Origin of the sequence: Azoarcus indigens (genome assembly GCF_004361735.1) — a bacterium.
GTDB classification, from domain to species: domain Bacteria; phylum Pseudomonadota; class Gammaproteobacteria; order Burkholderiales; family Rhodocyclaceae; genus Azoarcus; species Azoarcus indigens.
In genome coordinates this window covers 54,590-73,010 of record NZ_SNVV01000026.1, presented here as the reverse complement: position 1 = coordinate 73,010, position 18,421 = coordinate 54,590, and the positions used below count along the sequence as shown (strand labels likewise).

Sequence of the window (18,421 nt, the reverse complement as noted above, 5' to 3'; positions counted from 1 at the left end):
CCGAAACCGCGAAATCTGGAGAAAGGGGGGCGTCTACGGCCCGTCCCTCTACAGATCAAGTTCATTAAAAATCGGCTGGAGAGAAACATACAAGGGCCGGGGAGAGGGGGCGCCCCCGCAGGGGGCGGCATCACATCCGGCCCGCCAGCCCTCACTCCGGCGCTGCGACCGACGCCAACTGCTCGTAGTAGTGCGGCACCCGCAGCAGCGCATAGATCGCACCCGCCTCCCGCACCGCGTTGCGGTCGCCGTCGAAGCGGCGGGTTTCGGTGAAGACGGCGACCTGGTCCAGCCGCTGGTCGGTCTGGAAGGCCCAGGCGTAGCACTGGGTGCCGGCGGGTGTGCCGTCGCCGCTGGCGTCGGCCACGCCGGTGTTGGAAATGGCGAGATTGGCGCGGCTTTTGCGCAGGGCGCCCAGGGCCATCTCGCGGGCCACTTCCTCGCTGGTGAGGCCGTGCTGGCGGATGGTTTCCTCCTTTACACCCAGGCAGTGCTGCTTGGCGTTCTCCGAGTAGGTGACGAAGGCGCAGTCCAGCAGGTGGCCGGCGCCCGGCACGTCGGCCAGGTGGGAGGCGATCAGGCCTGCGGTGCAGGATTCGGCGGTCACCAGCAGAAGCTCATGCCGGCTCATGAAGTGCGCGGTGGCGGTAATGGTGTTCATGGCTTGCTCCCTCTTGTGCCCGGGCGGAGGCCCGGCGCCGGTCTCCAGGGCCGACTTGCACCGGAGGGTCAGCAAGCCATGTGCCGCGAGTCGCGGCGCAGCGTGCGCAGCAGGCGGGGCAGGGCGAGGCCCAGGCCGAACAGTAGATAGACCGCCGCCAGCGGCCCGCTGGCCAGGCGGCGCTCGAAGCCGGGCGTGAGCCGCTGCGGCGTGAGTTTCAGATCCACCAGGCAGGCCAGCGCGGCCACGCCCAGGCCGGCCGCCACCATCGTGCCCGGGCCAGGGGCGCGGCGCTCCGCCCCGCCGCCTGCCGCTGCCTGTTCCAGCGTCTTCTCGTACACCACCGCCCATAGCACCGACATGGCGTGGTGGATGGCGTAGCCCGGGAGCGAATATCGCATGGAGGCCTGCTGTTGATGCAGGGCGGCCTCCCGCCACAGCCAATGGCTCACCGCGTTGACCGGCGCCAGCGCGCTGGCGCAGTCGCGCCTGCCGCCCCAGGCCAGCGCCACGGTGGATGCGAGGCTGGCGCTGCTGCCGGCGGCCAGGCTGCGGACGAGGAGGGGAGTCTGTTCTTCCATGGCGGGCTCCTTCATGTGGAAAAACTGCTTGGACAGCGCCCGGCGGGCAGCGCTCACCTTGCGCCTCTTGGCGCCGGGCCGCTGTAAGAAAGTGCGGCCCTCCCCGTTCCGTCCTGTCCGGTATTGCTGGGAGCGCGGCATGAAGATACTGATGACCGGAGCAAGCGGCTTTCTCGGCAGCCACATCCTGGACCGCCTGCTGGCGCACGGCCACACGGTGCGGGCGGTGGTGCGCGACCCGCAGGGTGCCGCCGCCCGCCGGGGCGGTGCGGCGGCGGGAAAGCTGGAGTGGATGCGGCTGGATTTCGCCCAGGCGCTGACGCCGGAAGACTGGCTGCCTGCCCTGAACGACATGGACGCGGTGGTGAACGCGGTGGGCATCCTCCGCGAGCAGGACAGCCAGACCTTCGACCTGCTGCACCGGCAGGCGCCCTGCGCCCTGTTCGCCGCCTGCACCGCCTGCGGCGTGAAGCGGGTGCTGCAGATCTCCGCCCTGGGGGCGGACGCCGACGCCCGCAGCCGCTACCACCTGAGCAAGCGCGCGGCCGACGAGTTCCTGCTCTCCCTGCCGCTGCAAGCCACCGTGCTGCAGCCCTCGCTGGTGTATGGGGAGGAGGGCGCCAGCGCCCGCCTGTTCGGCACCCTGGCCTCGCTGCCGCTGGTGCCCCTGCCCGGCGGCGGGCGGCAGCGCATACAGCCGGTGCATGTGGACGATGTCGCCGAGGCGGTGCGCCGCCTGCTCGAAGGCGTGCAGGCGCCGTCGCGGCTGGAGGTGGTGGGGCCGCGGCCGCTCGGCCTGCGCGACTACCTGGCCATCCTGCGCCGGGCGTTGGGCAACTCCCGCCGCCTGCGCGTGCTGGCGGTGCCGGCGCCGCTGGCGCGCTGGGGCGCCGGCCTGGCCTCGGTATGGCCAGCCTTGCCGGTGGATGGCGAAACGCTGGCGATGCTGGAGCGCGGCAACACCGGCGATGCCGCCACCTTCACCCGGGTGCTCGGCCGGCCGCCGCGGCCGCCGGAAGAATTCGTGCCGCCGGCATTGGCCCGGCCGCTGGGCATGGCGGCGCGCCTGGGCTGGTTGCTGCCGGCGCTGCGCACCTCGATAGGCGCGGTGTGGATCTTCACCGGCATCGTCTCGCTGGGCGTGTATCCGGTCGCCAACAGCCTGGAGCTGCTTGCCCGCAGCGGCGTGCCGACCCGCCTGCAACTCATCGCCCTGTACGGCGCGGCGGTGCTGGACCTGGTGCTAGGCCTGCTCACCTTCATCCGCCGCCGGCGCCGGCTGGTGTGGGCCCTGCAGGCAGCGCTCATCCTCGGCTACACCGCCATCCTCAGCCTCAAGCTGCCCGAGTTCTGGCTGCACCCCTATGGCCCCCTGAGCAAGAACCTGCCCATGCTCGCGGCCATCTGGCTGCTCTACGAAATGGAGGAGAAGGCATGGACTACATGACGCTGAAATGGCTGCACATCCTCTCGTCCGCCCTGCTGTTCGGCACCGGCATCGGCACCGCCTTCTACCTGCTGCGCGCCAGCCTGGGGCGCGACCCGGTGGTGGTCGCCGCGGTGGCGCGGGAGGTGGTGATCGCGGACTGGCTGTTCACCGCCACCACCGTGATCCTGCAGCCCCTCACCGGCTTCTGGCTGGCCCACAGCGCCGGCTTCCCGCTGGAGAGCCGCTGGCTGGTGTGGTCCTACGGGCTGTACGGCGTGGCGATCGCCTGCTGGCTGCCGGTGCTGCGGATACAGATGGCGCTGCGCGACGAAGCCCAGGCCTCGGTGCGCGACAGGCTGGGCCTGTCGCCCCGCTACTGGCGGCTGTTCCGCCTGTGGTTCGCCCTCGGCATCCCGGCGTTCATCGCCTTCCTGGCGGTGTTCTACCTGATGGTCGCCAAGCCGGCCTGAGCGCCTGTTGCCGCCGCGGCCCGCTTCCACCACGGGCCGCCCCGGCTCTGATCGCGCTTCGGGTCGCGCGCAAGCACCGCCGGCCTGCTTCCCCGCCCACGCAGGAGAAGGCCGGGGAGAACCGGCCGCCCTGCCCGAAGCGCGGCACCTCAGGCCACGGCCGCCCCGTGTCGCCTCTCGACACCAACGTCATTGCCAAAAAATTCCTGTGCGCATGCGGTACAAATAACTAGCATGCCCATGCGGTATGGATCTTCGCCGCACACGGCTCCCAACTTTCCTCCCACTTCCGTCCAGCAGAAATCCACCTTCATGGCACGCGACATCACGAGCTTCAGCGGTACTACCTGCGTCGTCGGGCGGAGTTGGGCATCGCAGTACAAAATCAAGGGCGACAGGATCCAGTTCTCTGCTCCGGCCTGGTACCAGTACGACCCCGACCAACACCACAGCCCCGGCACCTCCTACTACATCGACATCGCGGAAAGATGCGCCGCCGACCTCGTCGCCGACTTCGGAAAACCGCTCTCGCCCGCCCTCATCCCCGACGGGCGCTTCGACCTCCTCATCCTCGAATTCCTGCCCACCTCTCTCCTGACGGAGCAGGGATGCAGCACCTACACCAACGCAAAACGCATCCTCAAAACCGGCGGCAGGCTGGAAATCCACTCGGGAAAAGACGTATTGAGGAAAGCCTCCGCATTCCTCGAAAGCATGTCCTTCTCCGGGATAAGAATGGATGAGCACCACAGGACAATGCGCACCCCCGTCGGCATCATCAAGAAATACTTCGAGCCAGGCTGGACCGAAGGGGATTTGATCGAGGGCGTGGACGTGAACAAGTTGATCGCGACGAAGTGAGCCAGCGCAATGCTCATCCTCAAGATCATCGTCGGCGCCATCGCAGCCATGGTCGGCTACCTGCTCGCACGGCGCCTGCTCGATTTCATCGGAATGGAGAACTGGTTCCGGGCGCCGATCTGGAAGAACAGCGTTTCCCAGTTTGGAGAGTTGCTGTTGGCGATTCTTGGTATGGGTGCGGTGGTGCTGTTCAGCGTTGTCGTGGAGTTGATGAGGTTGGCGATGAAGTCGCTCGGATGTAAAGCATGCTTGCGGGCTCGTGACGCGGATTTCGAACGGGATCGCCCTGGGGCGGCCAGGAGCGGCGGCCCTCAGATCCAGATGAGGGCCATTCAGCCAGAGGACCGTATGCCTAAAGCCTACGTTCCATGGATCGGGCAACCCAAGATGCTGATGGCTACTGCTCTTTACGTCTTTTTACTTTGCCTTGATCCTAGTTCCTACGTCTGAACAGCAACTTGCAGGGCATGGTATTCAACAATTCGATTTTTGCGACGGAACTGATCCTTAAATGATTGGAGCCTCCCAATTGCGGCTATACAAGTACAAATCTCTGCAGAACCTCTGGCATGTCTTGGATATTGCGGTAAATGAAAGGCTCTACTGTGCCCATTGGGCAGAGCTCAACGATCCACTTGAGGGCCGTTATGAGGTGTACCTCGGTTCCCCGGGTACGCGTATTCGGAAGCTAATGGTTGGTCGGATAGAGAAGGCAAGAAACAAATATCGAATCGCGTCTTTGTCAGCTGATCCAGCAAACTTTCTGCTCTGGTCTCATTACGCGGACGGCTGCAAAGGTGTCGCGATTGAAGTGGAGATTCCAGATCAGCACGTGGATCTGTCGGAAGTCATCTACAGCCCCTTCTCATCGGTGTTTACCAAGGAGATTCAGACGCAGGAAGAAATGCATCACCTCTTTAAGGGAAAAGGAGAAGAGTGGGCGTATGAACGTGAATACCGGTTGGTAGTCCCGCGCAAATATTTTCAGCTTCCGCAGCCAGCCACTCGCCTTCTTCTCGGGCCACTTGTGAGCGCAGAACAGCGTAAATTGTTGGCAGCGGTCCTTCCTCGACACATCGAGATATTTCAGACCGAGCTGGATCGGACGCAAGGCACTCTCGTGGTGACAAGCCCCTACCCCTCATTGTGGCGGACTGCCTTTGGCTGTCGCTGAATTTCAACGTTCCGACATGAACCCACGGCGCATCCACGAACTTATGAGGCAGAAGTTCCCGCCCATCGAGCATGCGTGCCGGGAATGGGCGGTAGTCGACGACAGCGCCCACATCGAAGCGCTCATGACGGAGTACGTTTGCGCGCTAGAGGTGTTGGTGGAGGTCCATCGGAAGCTGGGTGCGCTGTTGCCCATCGAAGAGGCCGCGCGCTTCGCTGCAGCTCACATCGGGGAAGGCGAGATCCGTATCGCTGATCGTGGGTTCAACGGCTTCGTTGTTGTTGCGCGAAACGGTGTAGCTACCGGGTGGCGCTTGCCGGATGACCTCTTGTTGCAGCGGACGGCTTTGCCGCCGGCACAGCGCGAACCTTAGATCACAAGGGAAATGGCGCGCCTCGGAAACGCTCTGAGCACCTTTTTGTCCATTGTCACCAGCTTCACATCTAGGCGTTCAGCCAGCGCCACGAATTCGCAGTCGTAGGCTGAACACTCGCTGTCCCGCAGCAATTCCATTACCTCTTGCGAACGCACTTCGAACTCGAATCCCTCTAACAAGGATTCAGCTTCGGCCTGAAGGCTGCGAGCCTGTTCAAAACTCAGCATGTTGCGGCGCATATAGCCCCCGAGGATGTTCCGGAACTCGCTGCGCCACAACGGAGGCGCCGCCCATTCAGGCTCTCGCTCCAGCAAGCCTTCGGCGGCTGAGGTGAACTCGCCAGGAAGGTACAGATAAGCCAGGATATTGCTATCAACAACAATCACTTGCGCCCCGCTCGCTTCGCCGCATCAATATCCTGGGCGGTGAACTGCAGTGGTCCTAAGCTCGCCCTGAGTTCGCGGGCACGCGCCAAGCGGTCGCCTGCCGCCCCCCGGTTTGGCAGCAGCACAGACTCCAGGCAAACAATGGCCTCGCTATTCAAGCTGCGGCGGTGTAGTGCGGCCGCCGCCTTCAGGCGTTCGTACACCGCGTCAGGAATATTCTTCAGGGTCAGGGAGGTCGGCATGGCAAAGCCCCTCAATGCAACCGAAACGGTTGCATTGTCGAACATCAAGGTAGCGCGGGCAACCGCATGCGACCTCACTGCTTGCCCAAGCGGACGCCAGCAAGCTCTGGTTGTCGCCCCCTCCGTGCTCCGACCGCAGGTACCGTGAGCGTTGGGCGACAAGTCTCCTCCAAAGACCAAGCGCAGCCGTGGGTGGAATAGCGGTCGTTTGGCCACGGAAGCTCAAGCAAATGCTCCGGCCGGATTAGCGGCCTGGGTCATCCTTCAACTGCTCCATATCGGGATTGCTCTGACCCGCTTCCGGCGCGGTCCGTCCTGTTATCAGCCTCAGAAGGGGGTGATCCGCGGCCTGTGCGAGAAGGGGCATTTGCCGGTGATCCACTTTGGCCGCCACCGCTTCTCAACCTCGCCCGCCTTACCACCGAGTGTCTGGTGGACGCCTACGGGCGGCCTTTGCCGATGGCGGAGGCGCGGCGGCATGCGGTGGAGGAGGGCGGGGTGGCGAAGGTGCAGCGGCGGCCTCGCGGTTCCGGTCCTTGAGCTTTGCCGGCTTCCGCTGCCGGCTGCGGTTCATCTGAACGGCGGCTGCCGGCGGGATGCTGCGGGGGCCGGGGCACGAGCCTGGCCGGCATTCCCGCCATTTCCTTCCGCCCGTCCTGTCGAGGACGGGCTTTTTCCGTTTTCTCCATGTTCGCGGTTGGCGTCTCCCGGCTTGGAGGGGGGCGCGGGCTGCGGGCGGGGGCGCCGCTTGCGTGGCGCTTTCGCAGCATTCGCAGATTCGCAGGTGCCGCTTCGCAAAGCTCTGCCTTTTCAATGGCTTGGGGCGTATCTCCTTTCCGTATAGTGGCCGCCATTGCACGCCGGCCTTTCCCGGGCCGCGGGACGATCACCGAAGGAGATGCCTATGTCGACCACAGCCTCGACCACAGCCGAAGCTGGCTTCAAGCCGAAGAAATCCGTTGCCCTGTCCGGCGTTGCCGCGGGCAATACCGCGCTGTGCACCGTGGGGAAGACGGGCAACGATCTGCACTACCGGGGTTACGACATCCTGGATATCGCCGAGCGCTGCGAGTTCGAGGAGGTGGCGCATCTGCTGGTGCATGGCAAGTTGCCGAACCGGGCGGAGCTGCGCGCCTACAAGGCCAGGCTGAAGTCCATGCGCGGCCTGCCGGCGAGCGTGAAGGAGGCGCTGGAGCGGCTGCCGGCGTCGGCGCATCCGATGGATGTGATGCGCACCGGCGTGTCCGCCCTGGGCTGTGTGCTGCCGGAGAAGGATGACCACAACCTGGCCGGTGCGCGCGACATCGCCGACCGGCTGATGGCGTCGCTGGGTTCCATGCTGCTGTACTGGTACCACTGGTCCGCCAAGGGCCAGCGGATAGGCGTGGAGACGGACGACGATTCCATCGGCGCCCATTTCCTCCACCTGCTGCACGGCGAGAAGCCTTCGGCGCTGTGGGAGCGGGCGATGCACACCTCGCTGATCCTGTACGCGGAGCACGAGTTCAACGCTTCCACCTTCACCGGCCGGGTGATCGCCGGCACCGGCTCGGACATGTATTCCGCCATCACCGGTGCCATCGGCGCGCTGCGCGGGCCCAAGCACGGCGGCGCCAACGAGGTGGCCTTCGAGATCCAGAAGCGCTACGACAGCCCGGACGAGGCAGAGCGCGACATTCGCCGCCGGGTGGAGGAGAAGGAGGTGGTGATCGGCTTCGGCCACCCGGTCTATACGGTGAGCGATCCGCGCAACGAGGTGATCAAGCGGGTGGCGCGCCAGCTTTCGGATGAGGCGGGCTCGACCAAGATGTTCGACATCGCCGCGCGGCTGGAGGCGGTGATGTGGGAGGTGAAGAAGATGTTCCCCAACCTCGATTGGTTCAGCGCGGTGAGCTACCACATGATGGGCGTGCCCACGGCGATGTTCACGCCGCTGTTCGTCATCGCCCGCACCAGCGGCTGGGCGGCGCACATCATCGAGCAGCGCATCGACAACAAGATCATCCGGCCGAGCGCGAATTACGTGGGGCCGGACGATTTGAAGTTCGTGCCGATCGAGGAACGGGGGTGAGGGCGGGGCTGGCCTTGTCTTGCAGGCAAGGGGATGGGTGTGAGCGGGGCCGCGCAATGTCTCTCTTCTTCCGTGAGAGAAGAGAGGGGGCTGCGGCGCCTATTCAAATGCCATTCCCCCTTTCCCACAAGGGAAGCGTGAGCATCCAATGAGCACATCCATGAACAAGATCTATCGCAAACCCCTGCCCGGCACCGCCCTGGATTACTTCGACGCCCGCGAAGCGGTGGAAGCGCTGCGCCCCGGCGCCTGGGCGCAACTGCCCTATACCGCGCGGGTGCATGCCGAGAACCTGGTGCGCCGCTGCGATCCGGCCATCCTGGATGAATGCCTGATGCAGATCGTGGAGCGCAGGCGCGAGCGGGATTTCCCCTGGTATCCGGTGCGGGTGGTGTGCCACGACATCCTCGGCCAGACTGCGCTGGTGGACCTCGCCGGCCTGCGGGACGCCATCGCCGAGCAGGGCGGCGACCCGGCGGCGGTGAATCCGGTGGTGCCGGTGCAGCTCATCGTGGATCACTCGCTGGCGGTGGAGTGCGGCGGCTACGAGCCCGACGCCTTCGCCCGGAACCGCGCCATCGAGGACCGCCGCAACGAGGACCGCTTCCACTTCATCGAATGGACCAAGACGGCCTTCGACAACGTGGATGTCATCCCGGCGGGGAACGGCATCATGCACCAGATCAACCTGGAGAAGATGTCGCCGGTGGTCTCGGTGCAGGACGGCGTCGCCTTTCCCGACACCTGTGTCGGCACCGACAGCCACACGCCGCATGTGGACGCGCTGGGCGTGATCGCGGTGGGCGTGGGCGGGCTGGAGGCGGAGAGCGTGATGCTGGGCCGCGCCTCCTGGATGCGGCTGCCGGACATCGTCGGCGTGGAGCTGGCCGGCCAGCCCCGGCCCGGCATCACCGCCACCGACATCGTGCTGGCGCTCACCGAGTTCCTGCGCCAGCAGAAGGTGGTGGGCGCCTACCTGGAATTCCACGGCGAGGGCGCCGCCGCGCTCACCATCGGCGACCGCGCCACCATCGCCAACATGTGCCCGGAATACGGCGCCACCGCCGCGCTGTTCTACATCGACCGCCAGACGCTGGACTACCTCACCCTCACCGGCCGCAGCGCCGAACAGGTGAAGCTGGTGGAAACCTACGCCCGGGCCGCCGGCCTCTGGGCGGATGCGCTGGCGCAGGCGCGCTACGAGCGCGTGCTGCGCTTCGACCTCTCCAGCGTGGTGCGCAACATGGCCGGCCCCAGCAACCCGCACCGCCGCCTGCCGGTGGCCGCGCTGAAGGAGCGCGGCATCGCGGTGGGCCTGGAGCAGGCGCGGGAACAGGAAGCCGCCGGCCTGATGCCGGACGGCGCGGTGATCATCGCCGCCATCACCAGCTGTACCAACACCAGCAATCCGCGCAACGTCATCGCCGCCGCGCTGCTGGCGCGCAATGCCAACCGCCTCGGCCTGGTGCGCAAGCCCTGGGTGAAGACCTCGCTGGCGCCTGGCTCCAGGGCGGTGCAGCTCTACCTGGAGGAGGCCGGCCTGCTGAGCGAGCTGGAGCAGCTGGGCTTCGGCATCGTCGCCTTCGCCTGCACCACCTGCAACGGCATGAGCGGCGCGCTGGCGCCGCACATCCAGCAGGAGATCGTGGCGCGCGACCTCTATGCCACCGCGGTGCTCTCCGGCAACCGCAACTTCGACGGCCGCATCCACCCCTACGCCCGCCAGGCCTTCCTCGCCTCGCCGCCGCTGGTGGTGGCCTACGCCATCGCCGGCACCATGCGCTTCGACATCGAGCAGGACGTGCTGGGCGTGGCCGAGGGCCGCGAGATCCGCCTGCGCGACATCTGGCCCGACGACGGGGAGATAGACGCCATCGTCGCCCGCGCGGTGCGGCCGGAGCAGTTCCAGCGGGTCTACCTGCCGATGTTCGAGCGCAAGGCCACGCAGCGCGCCGCCTCGCCGCTGTACGACTGGCGGCCGCAAAGCACCTACATCCGCCGGCCGCCCTACTGGGCCACCGAAGGCGAGGGCGCGCTGGCGGGCGAGCGCACGCTGCGCGGCATGCGGCCGCTGGCGGTGCTGCCGGACAACATCACCACCGACCACCTCTCTCCCTCCAACGCCATCCTGGCCGACTCGGCGGCGGGCGAATACCTGGCGCGCATGGGCGTGCCGGAGGAAGACTTCAACTCCTATGCCACCCACCGCGGCGACCACCTCACTGCCCAGCGCGCCACCTTCGCCAACCCCAAGCTGTTCAACGAGATGGTGCGCAATCCCGACGGCACCGTGCGCCAGGGCTCGCTGGCACGGGTGGAGCCGGAGGGCGAGGTGATGCGCATGTGGGAGGCCATCGAAACCTACATGAAGCGCCGCCAGCCGCTCATCATCATCGCCGGCGCCGACTACGGCCAGGGCTCCAGCCGCGACTGGGCGGCCAAGGGCGTGCGCCTTGCAGGGGTGGAGGCCATCGTCGCCGAAGGCTTCGAGCGCATCCACCGCACCAACCTGATCGGCATGGGCGTGCTGCCGCTGCAGTTCCAGCCCGGCACGACCCGGCTGACGCTGGGCATAGACGGCAGCGAAACCTTCGACGTGCTGGGGGAACGCCGCCCGCGGGCCGAACTGACGCTGGTGATCCGCCGGCGGAACGGCAAGGCGCTGGAGGTGCCGGTGATCTGCCGGCTGGATACCGCGGAGGAGGTGTCCATCTACGAGGCGGGCGGGGTGCTGCAGCGCTTTGCGAAGGATTTTCTGGAGGGGAGGGTGTGAGCGTGGGCGCGGGATTTGGCGTGGGCTGCCCTCTCCCCTCGGGGCAGAGGGGGCAGCCGTCCAGCACCATCGCGCCGCCAGTCTTCCGCTCGGCTCTCTCGATATGCTTTATGACTGCTCCATGTCATCCCTTCCCTGGGAAAAAAGCTCCTCGAGAGGCCTCAGCCATGCACCAGCGCCAATTCGCCAAGCACCTGCGCCAGCACATGACCGATGCCGAGCGCCTGCTATGGTACCACCTGCGGGCGCACCGTCCGGGCGGGCAGAAGTTCCGCCGCCAGCAGCCGCTCGGCGGGTGGTGGAGCTCGATGGCGGTCAGCACAACGGCAGCCACCACGACGAGCGGCGGGACGCCTGGCTGCAGGCGCAGGGATACACCGTGCCGCGCTTCTGGAATGACGACGTGCTGATCCGTGCGGACGCTGTGCTGAGCACCATCTGGACCGCGCTGGAAGCACCCCTGGACATGAGGACGAACTGAGAATGAGCCACCACCCGCCACAGATCCGGATCCCCGCCACCTACATGCGCGGCGGCACCAGCAAGGGCGTGTTCTTCCGCTTGCAGGACTTGCCGCCTGCCGCTCAACAGCCCGGCGCGGCGCGCGACCGGCTGCTGCTGCGGGTGATCGGCAGCCCCGATCCCTATGGCAAGCAGACCGACGGCATGGGCGGCGCCACCTCCAGCACCAGCAAGGCGGTGATCCTGGCCAGGAGTACGCGGCCGGAGCATGACGTGGACTACCTCTTCGGCCAGGTCGCCATCGACAGCGCCTTCGTCGACTGGTCCGGCAACTGCGGCAACCTGTCGGCGGCGGTCGGCTCCTTCGCGCTGGCCGGCGGGCTGGTGGATGCCGCCCGGGTGCCGCGCAACGGCGTCGCCACCGTGCGCATCTGGCAGATGAACATCGGCAAGACCATCGTCGCCCACGTGCCCATCAGCGACGGCCAGGTGCAGGAGACCGGCGATTTCGAGCTGGACGGGGTGACCTTCCCGGCGGCCGAGGTGCAGCTGGAGTTCCTCGACCCGGCGGAGGAGGGCGAGGGCGGCGCCATTTTCCCCACCGGCCGGCTGGTGGACGACCTGGCGGTGCCCGGCGTCGGCGTACTGAAGGCGACGCTGATCAACGCGGGCATCCCGACCATCTTCCTGAACGCCGCCGACCTCGGCTACACCGGCGCCGAGCTGCAGCCGGACATCAACGGCGACGCCAGGGCGCTGGCCATGTTCGAGGCCATACGCGCCCACGGCGCCGTCCGCATGGGCCTGATCCGCGACGCCGCCGACGCCGCCGGCCGCCAGCACACGCCCAAGGTCGCCTTCGTCGGCCCGCCCAGGGACTACGTCGCCTCCAGCGGCAAACCGGTGCGCGCCGGCGACGTCGACCTGCTGGTGCGGGCGCTGTCCATGGGCAAGCTGCACCACGCCATGATGGGCACCGCCGCGGTCGCCATCGCCGCCGCCGCCGCCATCCCCGGCACGCTGGTGAATCTCGCCGCCGGCGGCGGAGCGCGCAGCGCCGTCCGCTTCGGCCACCCCTCCGGCACTTTGCGCGTCGGCGCGGAGGCGAGGCTGGAGGATGGGCAGTGGAGGATCACCAAGGCACTGATGAGCCGCTCGGCGCGGGTGCTGATGGAGGGCTGGGTGCGGGTGCCGGGGGATGCGTTTTGACGAGGCCGGGGCTGATGCGCCCGGAGGCGCACCGCTCCCCACTGCGGCAACTCAGCGCGAATGCTGAAGAGACAAGCCGAGGGCATTGCTGAGACACAAGCCGAGGGCATTGCTGAGACACAAGCCGCGAACGCGGTGGAGCGCAGCCCGGATGAGCCGACGGCATGCCAGCGCGGGTCGCCAGCGTGCCCGACTGCCCGACTGCCCGCGCAGGTTTTCCCCCTCCCCCCTCGCGGGGGAGGGCCGGGGAGAGGGGGCGCCCCTAAGGGGCGGCTGCGTGAGCCTTTCTCCTCTTCGCCCGCCCCCGGCTCCGCGGCCTTCTGGCCACCGGGCGCTCCGGCGGGCGAGGCATCGCTCCGCCTGCGCGTGGGGGAGAAGAGGGAAGCCCGGGCCGGCCCGCTTCCAACCCTCCCGCTGGCCCACCCGGCCCGCAGTTCCACCAACCGAACAACCCGGGGCCATGCCCCCTGAGCCAACACCAACCCAGGAGCCCACCATGTCCACCCGCAAGCAACTCCGAGCGCTGGTCGAAGCGCGCCGCGGCGTCATCGTTCCCGGCGCCTTCAACGCGCTGTCCGCCAAGGTCATCGAGGACCTCGGCTTCGAGGCCCTCTACATCACCGGCGCCGGCGTCACCAACATGTGGTTCGGCATGCCGGACCAGGGCTTCATGGGCCTGGCGGAGATTGCCGACCACACCGCCCGCATCCGCGATGCCGTCTCGTTGCCGCTGCTGGTGGATGCGGATACCGGCTTCGGCAACGCCCTCAACGTCTATCACACCGTGCGCACCCTGGAGCGCGCCGGCGCCGACTGCATCCAGCTGGAGGACCAGGTGGCGCCCAAGCGCTGCGGCCACTTCAACGGCAAGGGTGTGATCGGCACCGAGGAAGCGGTGGCCAAGGTCAAGGCCGCCGCCGACGCCCGGCGCGACGCGGACCTGCTCATCATGGCCCGCACCGACGCTGCCGCGGTGCACGGCTTCGACGCCGCGGTAGACCGCGCGCTGCGCTTCGCCGAGGCCGGCGCCGACATCCTCTTCGTCGAGGCGGTGACCCGCGCCGAGGAGGTGCGCGCGCTGCCCCGGCTGCTGCCGCGACCGCAGCTGATGAACATGGTCATCGGCGGCAAGACGCCCATCTTCAACGCCACCGAACTGGGCGAGCTGGGCTACGGCCTCGTGCTCTACGCCAACGCCGCGCTGCAGGGCGCGCTGGCCGGCATGCAGAAGGCACTGACGGTGCTGCGCGACGAGAAGGCGGTGACGGAGTCGAGCGGACTGGTCACGCCCTTCGCCGAACGCCAGCGCTTGGTGGGGAAGCCGGAATGGGATGCGCTGGATGAGCGGTATGCGTGAGGTGTGGCGGCCTATCGGGCAGGCGTCGGCCCCGCCGGGCCGGATGCTGGTGGCGCAGGCATCGGGCAGCGGTTTCGGGCGCGCTCCTGGGCAGGCGCTTGGCCGCTTGATCTGACTGAATCACCGCAGATGCTGGAGCAGGTACGGCAGCGTTTTTTTGCCGTGCAGGCATCCGTACCCACCATCGAAGCCGCGCATTGGCTCCCCTCTCCCTCGCGGGGCGTAGGCGGAAAAAGCGAAGCACCGCTTCGCCCGCCGGAGCGCCCTGTGGCATGCATGCCACAGGGCCGGGGCGCGGAGCGGGGGCCGGGGGAGAGGGGGCACGGCGCTCAGACGATCGCTGGCGCCTAGACGATCGCTCGACCGCTTGGCGCCCTGACGGGCGCTCCTCCTCTCCCCAGCCCTCCCCCGCGAGGGGGAGGGGGCGGACCCTGCCGCGAGGCGGTAGTTGCCTGCGGGAGGCGTCGCGCGGCGATCTGCTCGCACTTGCTGCAAACACTTTGACGGGCCTGGTGCTGATTCACTGCCTCTAGGCCGGCAAACGGAGAACCCCGAAATGAACGAAGCCCTGTTGCGCCCCCACGCGCTGTACGAAGCCATTGCCGCCTCGCTGCGCGAGCGCATCCTCGCCCACGAACTGGCGCCCGGCTGCCCGCTGGACGAGGCCAGGCTGGCGCAGGGCTATGGCGTCAGCCGCACGCCGGTGCGGGAGGCGATGAAAGTGCTGGCGCACGAAGGCCTGCTGCAGATCGAGCCGCGCCGGGGCTGCTGCGTGGCGGCATTCTCCGCTGCGGATGTGGCGGCGCTGCTGGACGTGCTGGAGCTGCTGGAAGGCTTTGCGTTGAACGAAGCAGCGCTGAAGGAGGAGGGCGCCGCGCCCCTCTCCCACGAGGCCCTGCTGCAAGCCGCCGGCAACCGTTATGCCAGCGAACTGGTGATGCTGTTGCGGGAGAAGCTGCTGCTGGCCGGCGGCCCTGCCTACCAGCGCAAGGAGGCGGCGCTGTTCTCCACTATCGCCACCGCGCTGGGCGATGCGCTCGCCCGGCACGACGGGGCGCAGGCGCAGCGCATATGGCAGGGCTATGCCGGTGAGCGCCGGCAGTCGCTGGTCTGCCCGCCAGCGCGGGCCGGGGTGGCGCTGCACCGGGCGTGAGCGGGGCGTGCGCATCGCTCGCGCCTGAGGCGTCGAATTGCACAGGCGGGCGTCTGTAGTCGCCGAGCGGTCCGGTGCGGGTGGTTCGAGTCGAGGCGCTGCCGGCGCTTCCGGTTCGCGCCAAGCGCAGCGGAGCGGGCGGGTAATCGACCGTCGCCGGCCTGCTGCCGGGCGGGGAGGGGGCGCTACCGTGCCCGTCAGGGGCTGCCGGCCCTGCGCCATGCCAACCGCATCGTTCCGTGGCTGTGCCGATGCGGGCAGGTGGCGTCACGCCAGGATCCAGGCGAAGAAGATGGGCAGCGGGGCCACCCCGGGGCAGGGTGGCGCTGTTTCCGCCGTTCTACGGGCGGTGGTGGCGTGTTCTACACTGCGCCGGCGTGCCGGCCGTTCGCCGGCTGCGAGGCCGCAACATTCTCGCCGAGAATCCCACCGCAGGAGTCCAGGATGAAGAGCAGTGCCGAGATCGCGCAGGTCAATCCGGGCGACAGCATGGCCCAGGAGATCTTCCGCAACGAGTGGGCCAGGCTGAGCCCCAGCGAGCGCAAGGTGGTGGAGAAGGTGCTCAAGCGCCTGGGCACGCCGCGCGACCTCAACCGCGAGTTCGACGACAACCGCAGCTTCGGCGAACGCACTGCGGACGCCATCGCCGATTTCGGCGGTTCCTGGACCTTCATCCTGCTGTTCATCGCCTTGCTGGCCTTCTGGGCGCTGCTCAACACCGAGATCCTGGGGCCCCGGCACGACGCCTTCGACCCCTATCCCTACGTCTTCCTCAACCTCATCCTGTCGATGCTGGCGGCGGTGCAGGCGCCCATCATCATGATGTCGCAGAAGCGCCAGGCGCTGCGCGACCGGCTGGATGCCGAGGTGGACCACGAGGTGAACGTGCGCGCCGAACTGGCCATCCGCCAGCTGGACGAGCGCCTGCTGCTGATCGAGCAGGAGCTGAAGACGGCCAACGAGATGCTGCGGCGCGACCGGCTGGCGGAAGAGTAGGCGCGCCGCGCTAGCCCAGTTCCGCCCGTTCCGGCATGCCCGGCAGCAGCTTGTCCAGCGTGATCGGGTAGTCCCGCACCCGCATGCCGGTGGCGTTGTAGATGGCGTTGGCCACTGCCGCGCCGACGCCGCAGATGCCCAGCTCGCCCACGCCCTTGGCCTTCATCGGCGAGGACATGGGGTCGGTCTCGTCGAGGAAGACCACCTCCTGCGCCGGGATGTCGGCATGCACCGGCACCTCGTAGCCGGCGAGGTCGTGATTGACGAAGAAGCCCTGCCGCTTGTCGATGTGGAGGTCTTCCATCAGCGCCGCGCCCACGCCCATGGTCATCGCGCCGATGACCTGGCTGCGGGCGGACTTGGGGTTGAGGATGCGGCCGGCGGCGCACACCGCCAGCATGCGCCGCACCCGCGTCTCGGCGGTGGCGTAATCCACCGCCACCTCGACGAAGTGGGCGCCGAAGGTGGATTGCTGGTAGCGCTTGTCGAGGTCGCCGAACTCCATGCTGTCCTCGGCGACGAGTTCGCCCTCCGCCGCCGCTTGCGCCAGCGTCATGCCGCGTCCGCCGCCGCCGCGCACCTGGCCGTCGGCGAAGCTGGCCTCGGCGGGAGGGATGCCGGCGCGTTCGGCCACCCGCTCGCGCAGCCGCACGCAGGCGGCATAGACGCCGGCGGTGGCGCTGTTGGCGCCCCACTGGCCACCGGAGCCGGCGGAGACGGGGAAGTCGGAGTCGCCCAGGCGCACCACCACCTTGTCCAGCGGCAGGCCCAGCATTTCGGCGGCGGTCTGGGCGATGACGGTGTAGCTGCCGGTGCCGATGTCGGTCATGTCGGTCTCCACGGTGAGTATGCCGTGGCGGTCCAGCCGCACGCGGGCGCCGGACTTCATCACCAGGTTGTTGCGGAAGGCGGCGGCCACGCCCAGGCCGATCAGCCAGTTGCCTTCGCGCCGGCTGCCGGGGCTGCGGCGGGCGTGCCAGCCGAAGCGCTCGGCGCCGCTGCGCAGGCAGTCGGCGAGGCGGCGCTGGGAGAAGGGCCGCTCGGGTTTCTCCGGGTCCACCTGGGTGTCGTTGAGGATGCGGAAGGCCACCGGGTCCAGGCCCAGCTTCTCCGCCATCTCGTCCATCGCCATTTCCAGCGCCATCAGGCCGGGCGCCTCGCCGGGCGCGCGCATGGCGTTGCCCTCCGGCAGGTCCAGCACCGCCAGCCGCAGCGCGGTGAGGCGGTTGGCGCCGGCGTAGAGCAGGCGGGTCTGCTGCACCGCCAGCTCAGGGCCGCCGCCGCGCAGGTCGCCGGACCAGCTCTCGTGGGCGATGGCGGTGAGCCGGCCGTCCGCCTCGGCGCCCAGGCGGATGCGCTGCAGCGTGGCCGGCCGGTGGGGGGTGTTGTTGAACATCAGCGGCCGCGACAGCGCCACTTTCACCGGCCGGCCGATGGCGCGGGCGCCCAGCGCGGCGAGCACCACGTCGGCGCGCAGGAAGAGCTTGCCGCCGAAGCCGCCGCCGATGTAGGGCGACACCACCCGCAGCTTGTCTTCCGGCAGGCCCAGGGTCTCGGCGAGGTCGGTGCGCGCCCAGGCGATCATCTGGTTGGCGGTCCAGACGGTGAGCTTGTCGCCCTCCCAGGCGGCCAGCGTGGCGTGGGGCTCCATCATCGCGTGGGCCTGGTCCGGCGTGCTGTAGCTGGCGTCCAGCTTCACCGGCGCGCGGGCGTAGGCGCCGTCGAAGTCGCCCACCCGGCTGTCCGGCATTGCCTCGGCCGGTTCGGTGGCGGTGTCGCGCACCGCCGCCAGATCGTAGGCGCCCGGGCTGCGGGCGTAGTCCACCCGCAGCAGCTGGGCGGCGGCGCGGGCCTGTTCCAAGGTCTCGGCCACCACCAGGGCGATGGCCTGGTGGTAGTGCTGTATCTCCGGCCCGCCCAGCAGCGCGGCGGTGTTGCGGCTGCCCTTGCCCAGCTTGCCGGCGTTGTCGGCGGTGATGACGGCGAGCACGCCGGGCGCATGGCGGGCCTCGCCGGCGTCCATCGCGACGATGCGGCCCTTGGCGATGGCGGCGCCGACCACGTAGCCGTAGGCCGGATTGGCGGCGGCCTGGTACTGCTCGTAGGCGTAGGGCGCGGTGCCGGTGGTCTTGAGCGGGCCGTCTATGCGGTCGGTGGCGCGGCCGACGACCTTGAGCTGGTCGATGGGATTGCTTTGCGCAGGCTGGTCGAATTTCATCG

At 68.2% G+C, this 18,421-nt stretch carries 17 protein-coding genes and 1 pseudogene; 13 read left to right on the top strand and 5 right to left on the bottom strand.

Going from position 1 to position 18,421, the window contains the following annotated elements; all coding sequences use genetic code 11:
* Positions 1-151 precede the first annotated feature (151 nt).
* Both C7389_RS21460 and C7389_RS21455 read right to left on the bottom strand, forming a co-directional pair.
* The gene (locus C7389_RS21460) at positions 152-661 is read right to left on the bottom strand and encodes a CinA family protein (RefSeq protein WP_133594709.1); all 510 of its coding nucleotides are present in this window, start codon (positions 659-661) and stop codon (positions 152-154) included.
* 68 nt (positions 662-729) lie between these two features.
* A complete protein-coding gene (locus C7389_RS21455; RefSeq protein ID WP_133594708.1) occupies positions 730-1,242 on the bottom strand; it encodes a hypothetical protein in 513 nt (170 codons plus the stop codon).
* A 139-nt stretch (positions 1,243-1,381) separates the two neighbouring features.
* Between C7389_RS21455 and C7389_RS21450 the strand changes: the two genes are divergently transcribed.
* The 6 genes from C7389_RS21450 to C7389_RS21425 all read left to right on the top strand — a co-directional run bounded on the left by C7389_RS21450 (position 1,382) and on the right by C7389_RS21425 (position 5,549).
* On the top strand, positions 1,382-2,689 hold the full coding sequence (locus tag C7389_RS21450) for an NAD(P)H-binding protein (protein WP_133594707.1): 1,308 nt from the start codon (positions 1,382-1,384) through the stop codon (positions 2,687-2,689).
* Positions 2,677-3,141, top strand: coding sequence for a DUF2269 family protein (locus C7389_RS21445; RefSeq protein ID WP_133594706.1), 465 nt, complete (start codon positions 2,677-2,679; stop codon positions 3,139-3,141). Before C7389_RS21450 ends, C7389_RS21445 begins: the two co-directional genes overlap by 13 nt.
* 312 nt (positions 3,142-3,453) lie before the next feature.
* The gene (locus C7389_RS21440) at positions 3,454-4,002 is read left to right on the top strand and encodes a hypothetical protein (RefSeq protein ID WP_133594705.1); all 549 of its coding nucleotides are present in this window, start codon (positions 3,454-3,456) and stop codon (positions 4,000-4,002) included.
* A gap of 9 nt (positions 4,003-4,011) precedes the next feature.
* On the top strand, positions 4,012-4,452 hold the full coding sequence (locus C7389_RS21435; protein ID WP_133594704.1) for a hypothetical protein: 441 nt from the start codon (positions 4,012-4,014) through the stop codon (positions 4,450-4,452).
* A gap of 61 nt (positions 4,453-4,513) precedes the next feature.
* On the top strand, positions 4,514-5,176 hold the full coding sequence (locus C7389_RS21430; protein WP_133594703.1) for a DUF2971 domain-containing protein: 663 nt from the start codon (positions 4,514-4,516) through the stop codon (positions 5,174-5,176).
* Positions 5,177-5,219: 43 nt separating this feature from the next.
* Positions 5,220-5,549 (top strand): hypothetical protein, encoded by a 330-nt coding sequence (locus tag C7389_RS21425; RefSeq protein ID WP_211168597.1) that lies wholly within the window; start codon positions 5,220-5,222, stop codon positions 5,547-5,549.
* Here the strand turns inward: C7389_RS21425 and C7389_RS21420 are convergent.
* Positions 5,546-5,938, bottom strand: a complete 393-nt coding sequence (locus tag C7389_RS21420) for a type II toxin-antitoxin system VapC family toxin (RefSeq protein WP_133594702.1) — start codon at positions 5,936-5,938, stop codon at positions 5,546-5,548. The two genes, C7389_RS21425 and C7389_RS21420, sit on opposite strands and share 4 nt — an antisense overlap.
* On the bottom strand, positions 5,935-6,225 hold the full coding sequence (locus tag C7389_RS21415) for a FitA-like ribbon-helix-helix domain-containing protein (protein ID WP_246034923.1): 291 nt from the start codon (positions 6,223-6,225) through the stop codon (positions 5,935-5,937). Before C7389_RS21415 ends, C7389_RS21420 begins: the two co-directional genes overlap by 4 nt.
* 859 nt (positions 6,226-7,084) lie before the next feature.
* Between C7389_RS21415 and prpC the strand changes: the two genes are divergently transcribed.
* From prpC to C7389_RS21380, 7 genes and pseudogenes are all read left to right on the top strand, one after another.
* The gene (gene prpC, locus C7389_RS21410; RefSeq protein WP_133594701.1) at positions 7,085-8,251 is read left to right on the top strand and encodes a bifunctional 2-methylcitrate synthase/citrate synthase; all 1,167 of its coding nucleotides are present in this window, start codon (positions 7,085-7,087) and stop codon (positions 8,249-8,251) included.
* A gap of 160 nt (positions 8,252-8,411) precedes the next feature.
* Positions 8,412-11,024 carry a Fe/S-dependent 2-methylisocitrate dehydratase AcnD gene (gene acnD / locus C7389_RS21405; protein WP_133594700.1) on the top strand — a complete coding sequence of 871 codons (2,613 nt, stop codon included), beginning with the start codon at positions 8,412-8,414 and terminating at the stop codon, positions 11,022-11,024.
* 110 nt (positions 11,025-11,134) lie between these two features.
* Positions 11,135-11,505 (top strand): annotated as a pseudogene (locus C7389_RS21400) (endonuclease domain-containing protein).
* A gap of 2 nt (positions 11,506-11,507) precedes the next feature.
* On the top strand, positions 11,508-12,695 hold the full coding sequence (gene prpF, locus C7389_RS21395) for a 2-methylaconitate cis-trans isomerase PrpF (protein WP_133594699.1): 1,188 nt from the start codon (positions 11,508-11,510) through the stop codon (positions 12,693-12,695).
* A gap of 496 nt (positions 12,696-13,191) precedes the next feature.
* Entirely contained in the window at positions 13,192-14,052 is an 861-nt protein-coding gene (locus C7389_RS21390; protein ID WP_133594698.1) for an isocitrate lyase/PEP mutase family protein, read from the top strand.
* Between the two features lie 556 nt (positions 14,053-14,608).
* Positions 14,609-15,205, top strand: a complete 597-nt coding sequence (locus C7389_RS21385; protein WP_133594697.1) for a GntR family transcriptional regulator — start codon at positions 14,609-14,611, stop codon at positions 15,203-15,205.
* 444 nt (positions 15,206-15,649) lie between these two features.
* The gene (locus C7389_RS21380) at positions 15,650-16,201 is read left to right on the top strand and encodes a DUF1003 domain-containing protein (RefSeq protein WP_211168604.1); all 552 of its coding nucleotides are present in this window, start codon (positions 15,650-15,652) and stop codon (positions 16,199-16,201) included.
* 10 nt (positions 16,202-16,211) lie between these two features.
* On the opposite strand, the gene paoC is transcribed toward C7389_RS21380, so the two are convergent.
* A complete protein-coding gene (gene paoC, locus C7389_RS21375) occupies positions 16,212-18,419 on the bottom strand; it encodes an aldehyde oxidoreductase molybdenum-binding subunit PaoC (protein ID WP_133594696.1) in 2,208 nt (735 codons plus the stop codon).
* Between the last annotated feature and the right edge of the window lie 2 nt (positions 18,420-18,421).

Bases quoted from the DNA above. Each gene is read 5' to 3' on its own strand.
- C7389_RS21460 (WP_133594709.1), bottom strand. From the start codon at position 661: ATGAACACCATTACCGCCACCGCGCACTTCATGAGCCGGCATGAGCTT.
- C7389_RS21455 (WP_133594708.1), bottom strand. From the start codon at position 1,242: ATGGAAGAACAGACTCCCCTCCTCGTCCGCAGCCTGGCCGCCGGCAGC.
- C7389_RS21380 (WP_211168604.1), top strand. From the start codon at position 15,650: ATGAAGAGCAGTGCCGAGATCGCGCAGGTCAATCCGGGCGACAGCATG.
- C7389_RS21435 (WP_133594704.1), top strand. From the start codon at position 4,012: ATGCTCATCCTCAAGATCATCGTCGGCGCCATCGCAGCCATGGTCGGC.
- C7389_RS21390 (WP_133594698.1), top strand. From the start codon at position 13,192: ATGTCCACCCGCAAGCAACTCCGAGCGCTGGTCGAAGCGCGCCGCGGC.
- paoC (WP_133594696.1), bottom strand. From the start codon at position 18,419: ATGAAATTCGACCAGCCTGCGCAAAGCAATCCCATCGACCAGCTCAAG.
- C7389_RS21430 (WP_133594703.1), top strand. From the start codon at position 4,514: ATGATTGGAGCCTCCCAATTGCGGCTATACAAGTACAAATCTCTGCAG.
- C7389_RS21425 (WP_211168597.1), top strand. From the start codon at position 5,220: ATGAGGCAGAAGTTCCCGCCCATCGAGCATGCGTGCCGGGAATGGGCG.
- C7389_RS21385 (WP_133594697.1), top strand. From the start codon at position 14,609: ATGAACGAAGCCCTGTTGCGCCCCCACGCGCTGTACGAAGCCATTGCC.
- prpF (WP_133594699.1), top strand. From the start codon at position 11,508: ATGAGCCACCACCCGCCACAGATCCGGATCCCCGCCACCTACATGCGC.
- prpC (WP_133594701.1), top strand. From the start codon at position 7,085: ATGTCGACCACAGCCTCGACCACAGCCGAAGCTGGCTTCAAGCCGAAG.
- C7389_RS21415 (WP_246034923.1), bottom strand. From the start codon at position 6,225: ATGTTCGACAATGCAACCGTTTCGGTTGCATTGAGGGGCTTTGCCATG.
- C7389_RS21450 (WP_133594707.1), top strand. From the start codon at position 1,382: ATGAAGATACTGATGACCGGAGCAAGCGGCTTTCTCGGCAGCCACATC.
- acnD (WP_133594700.1), top strand. From the start codon at position 8,412: ATGAACAAGATCTATCGCAAACCCCTGCCCGGCACCGCCCTGGATTAC.
- C7389_RS21440 (WP_133594705.1), top strand. From the start codon at position 3,454: ATGGCACGCGACATCACGAGCTTCAGCGGTACTACCTGCGTCGTCGGG.
- C7389_RS21445 (WP_133594706.1), top strand. From the start codon at position 2,677: ATGGACTACATGACGCTGAAATGGCTGCACATCCTCTCGTCCGCCCTG.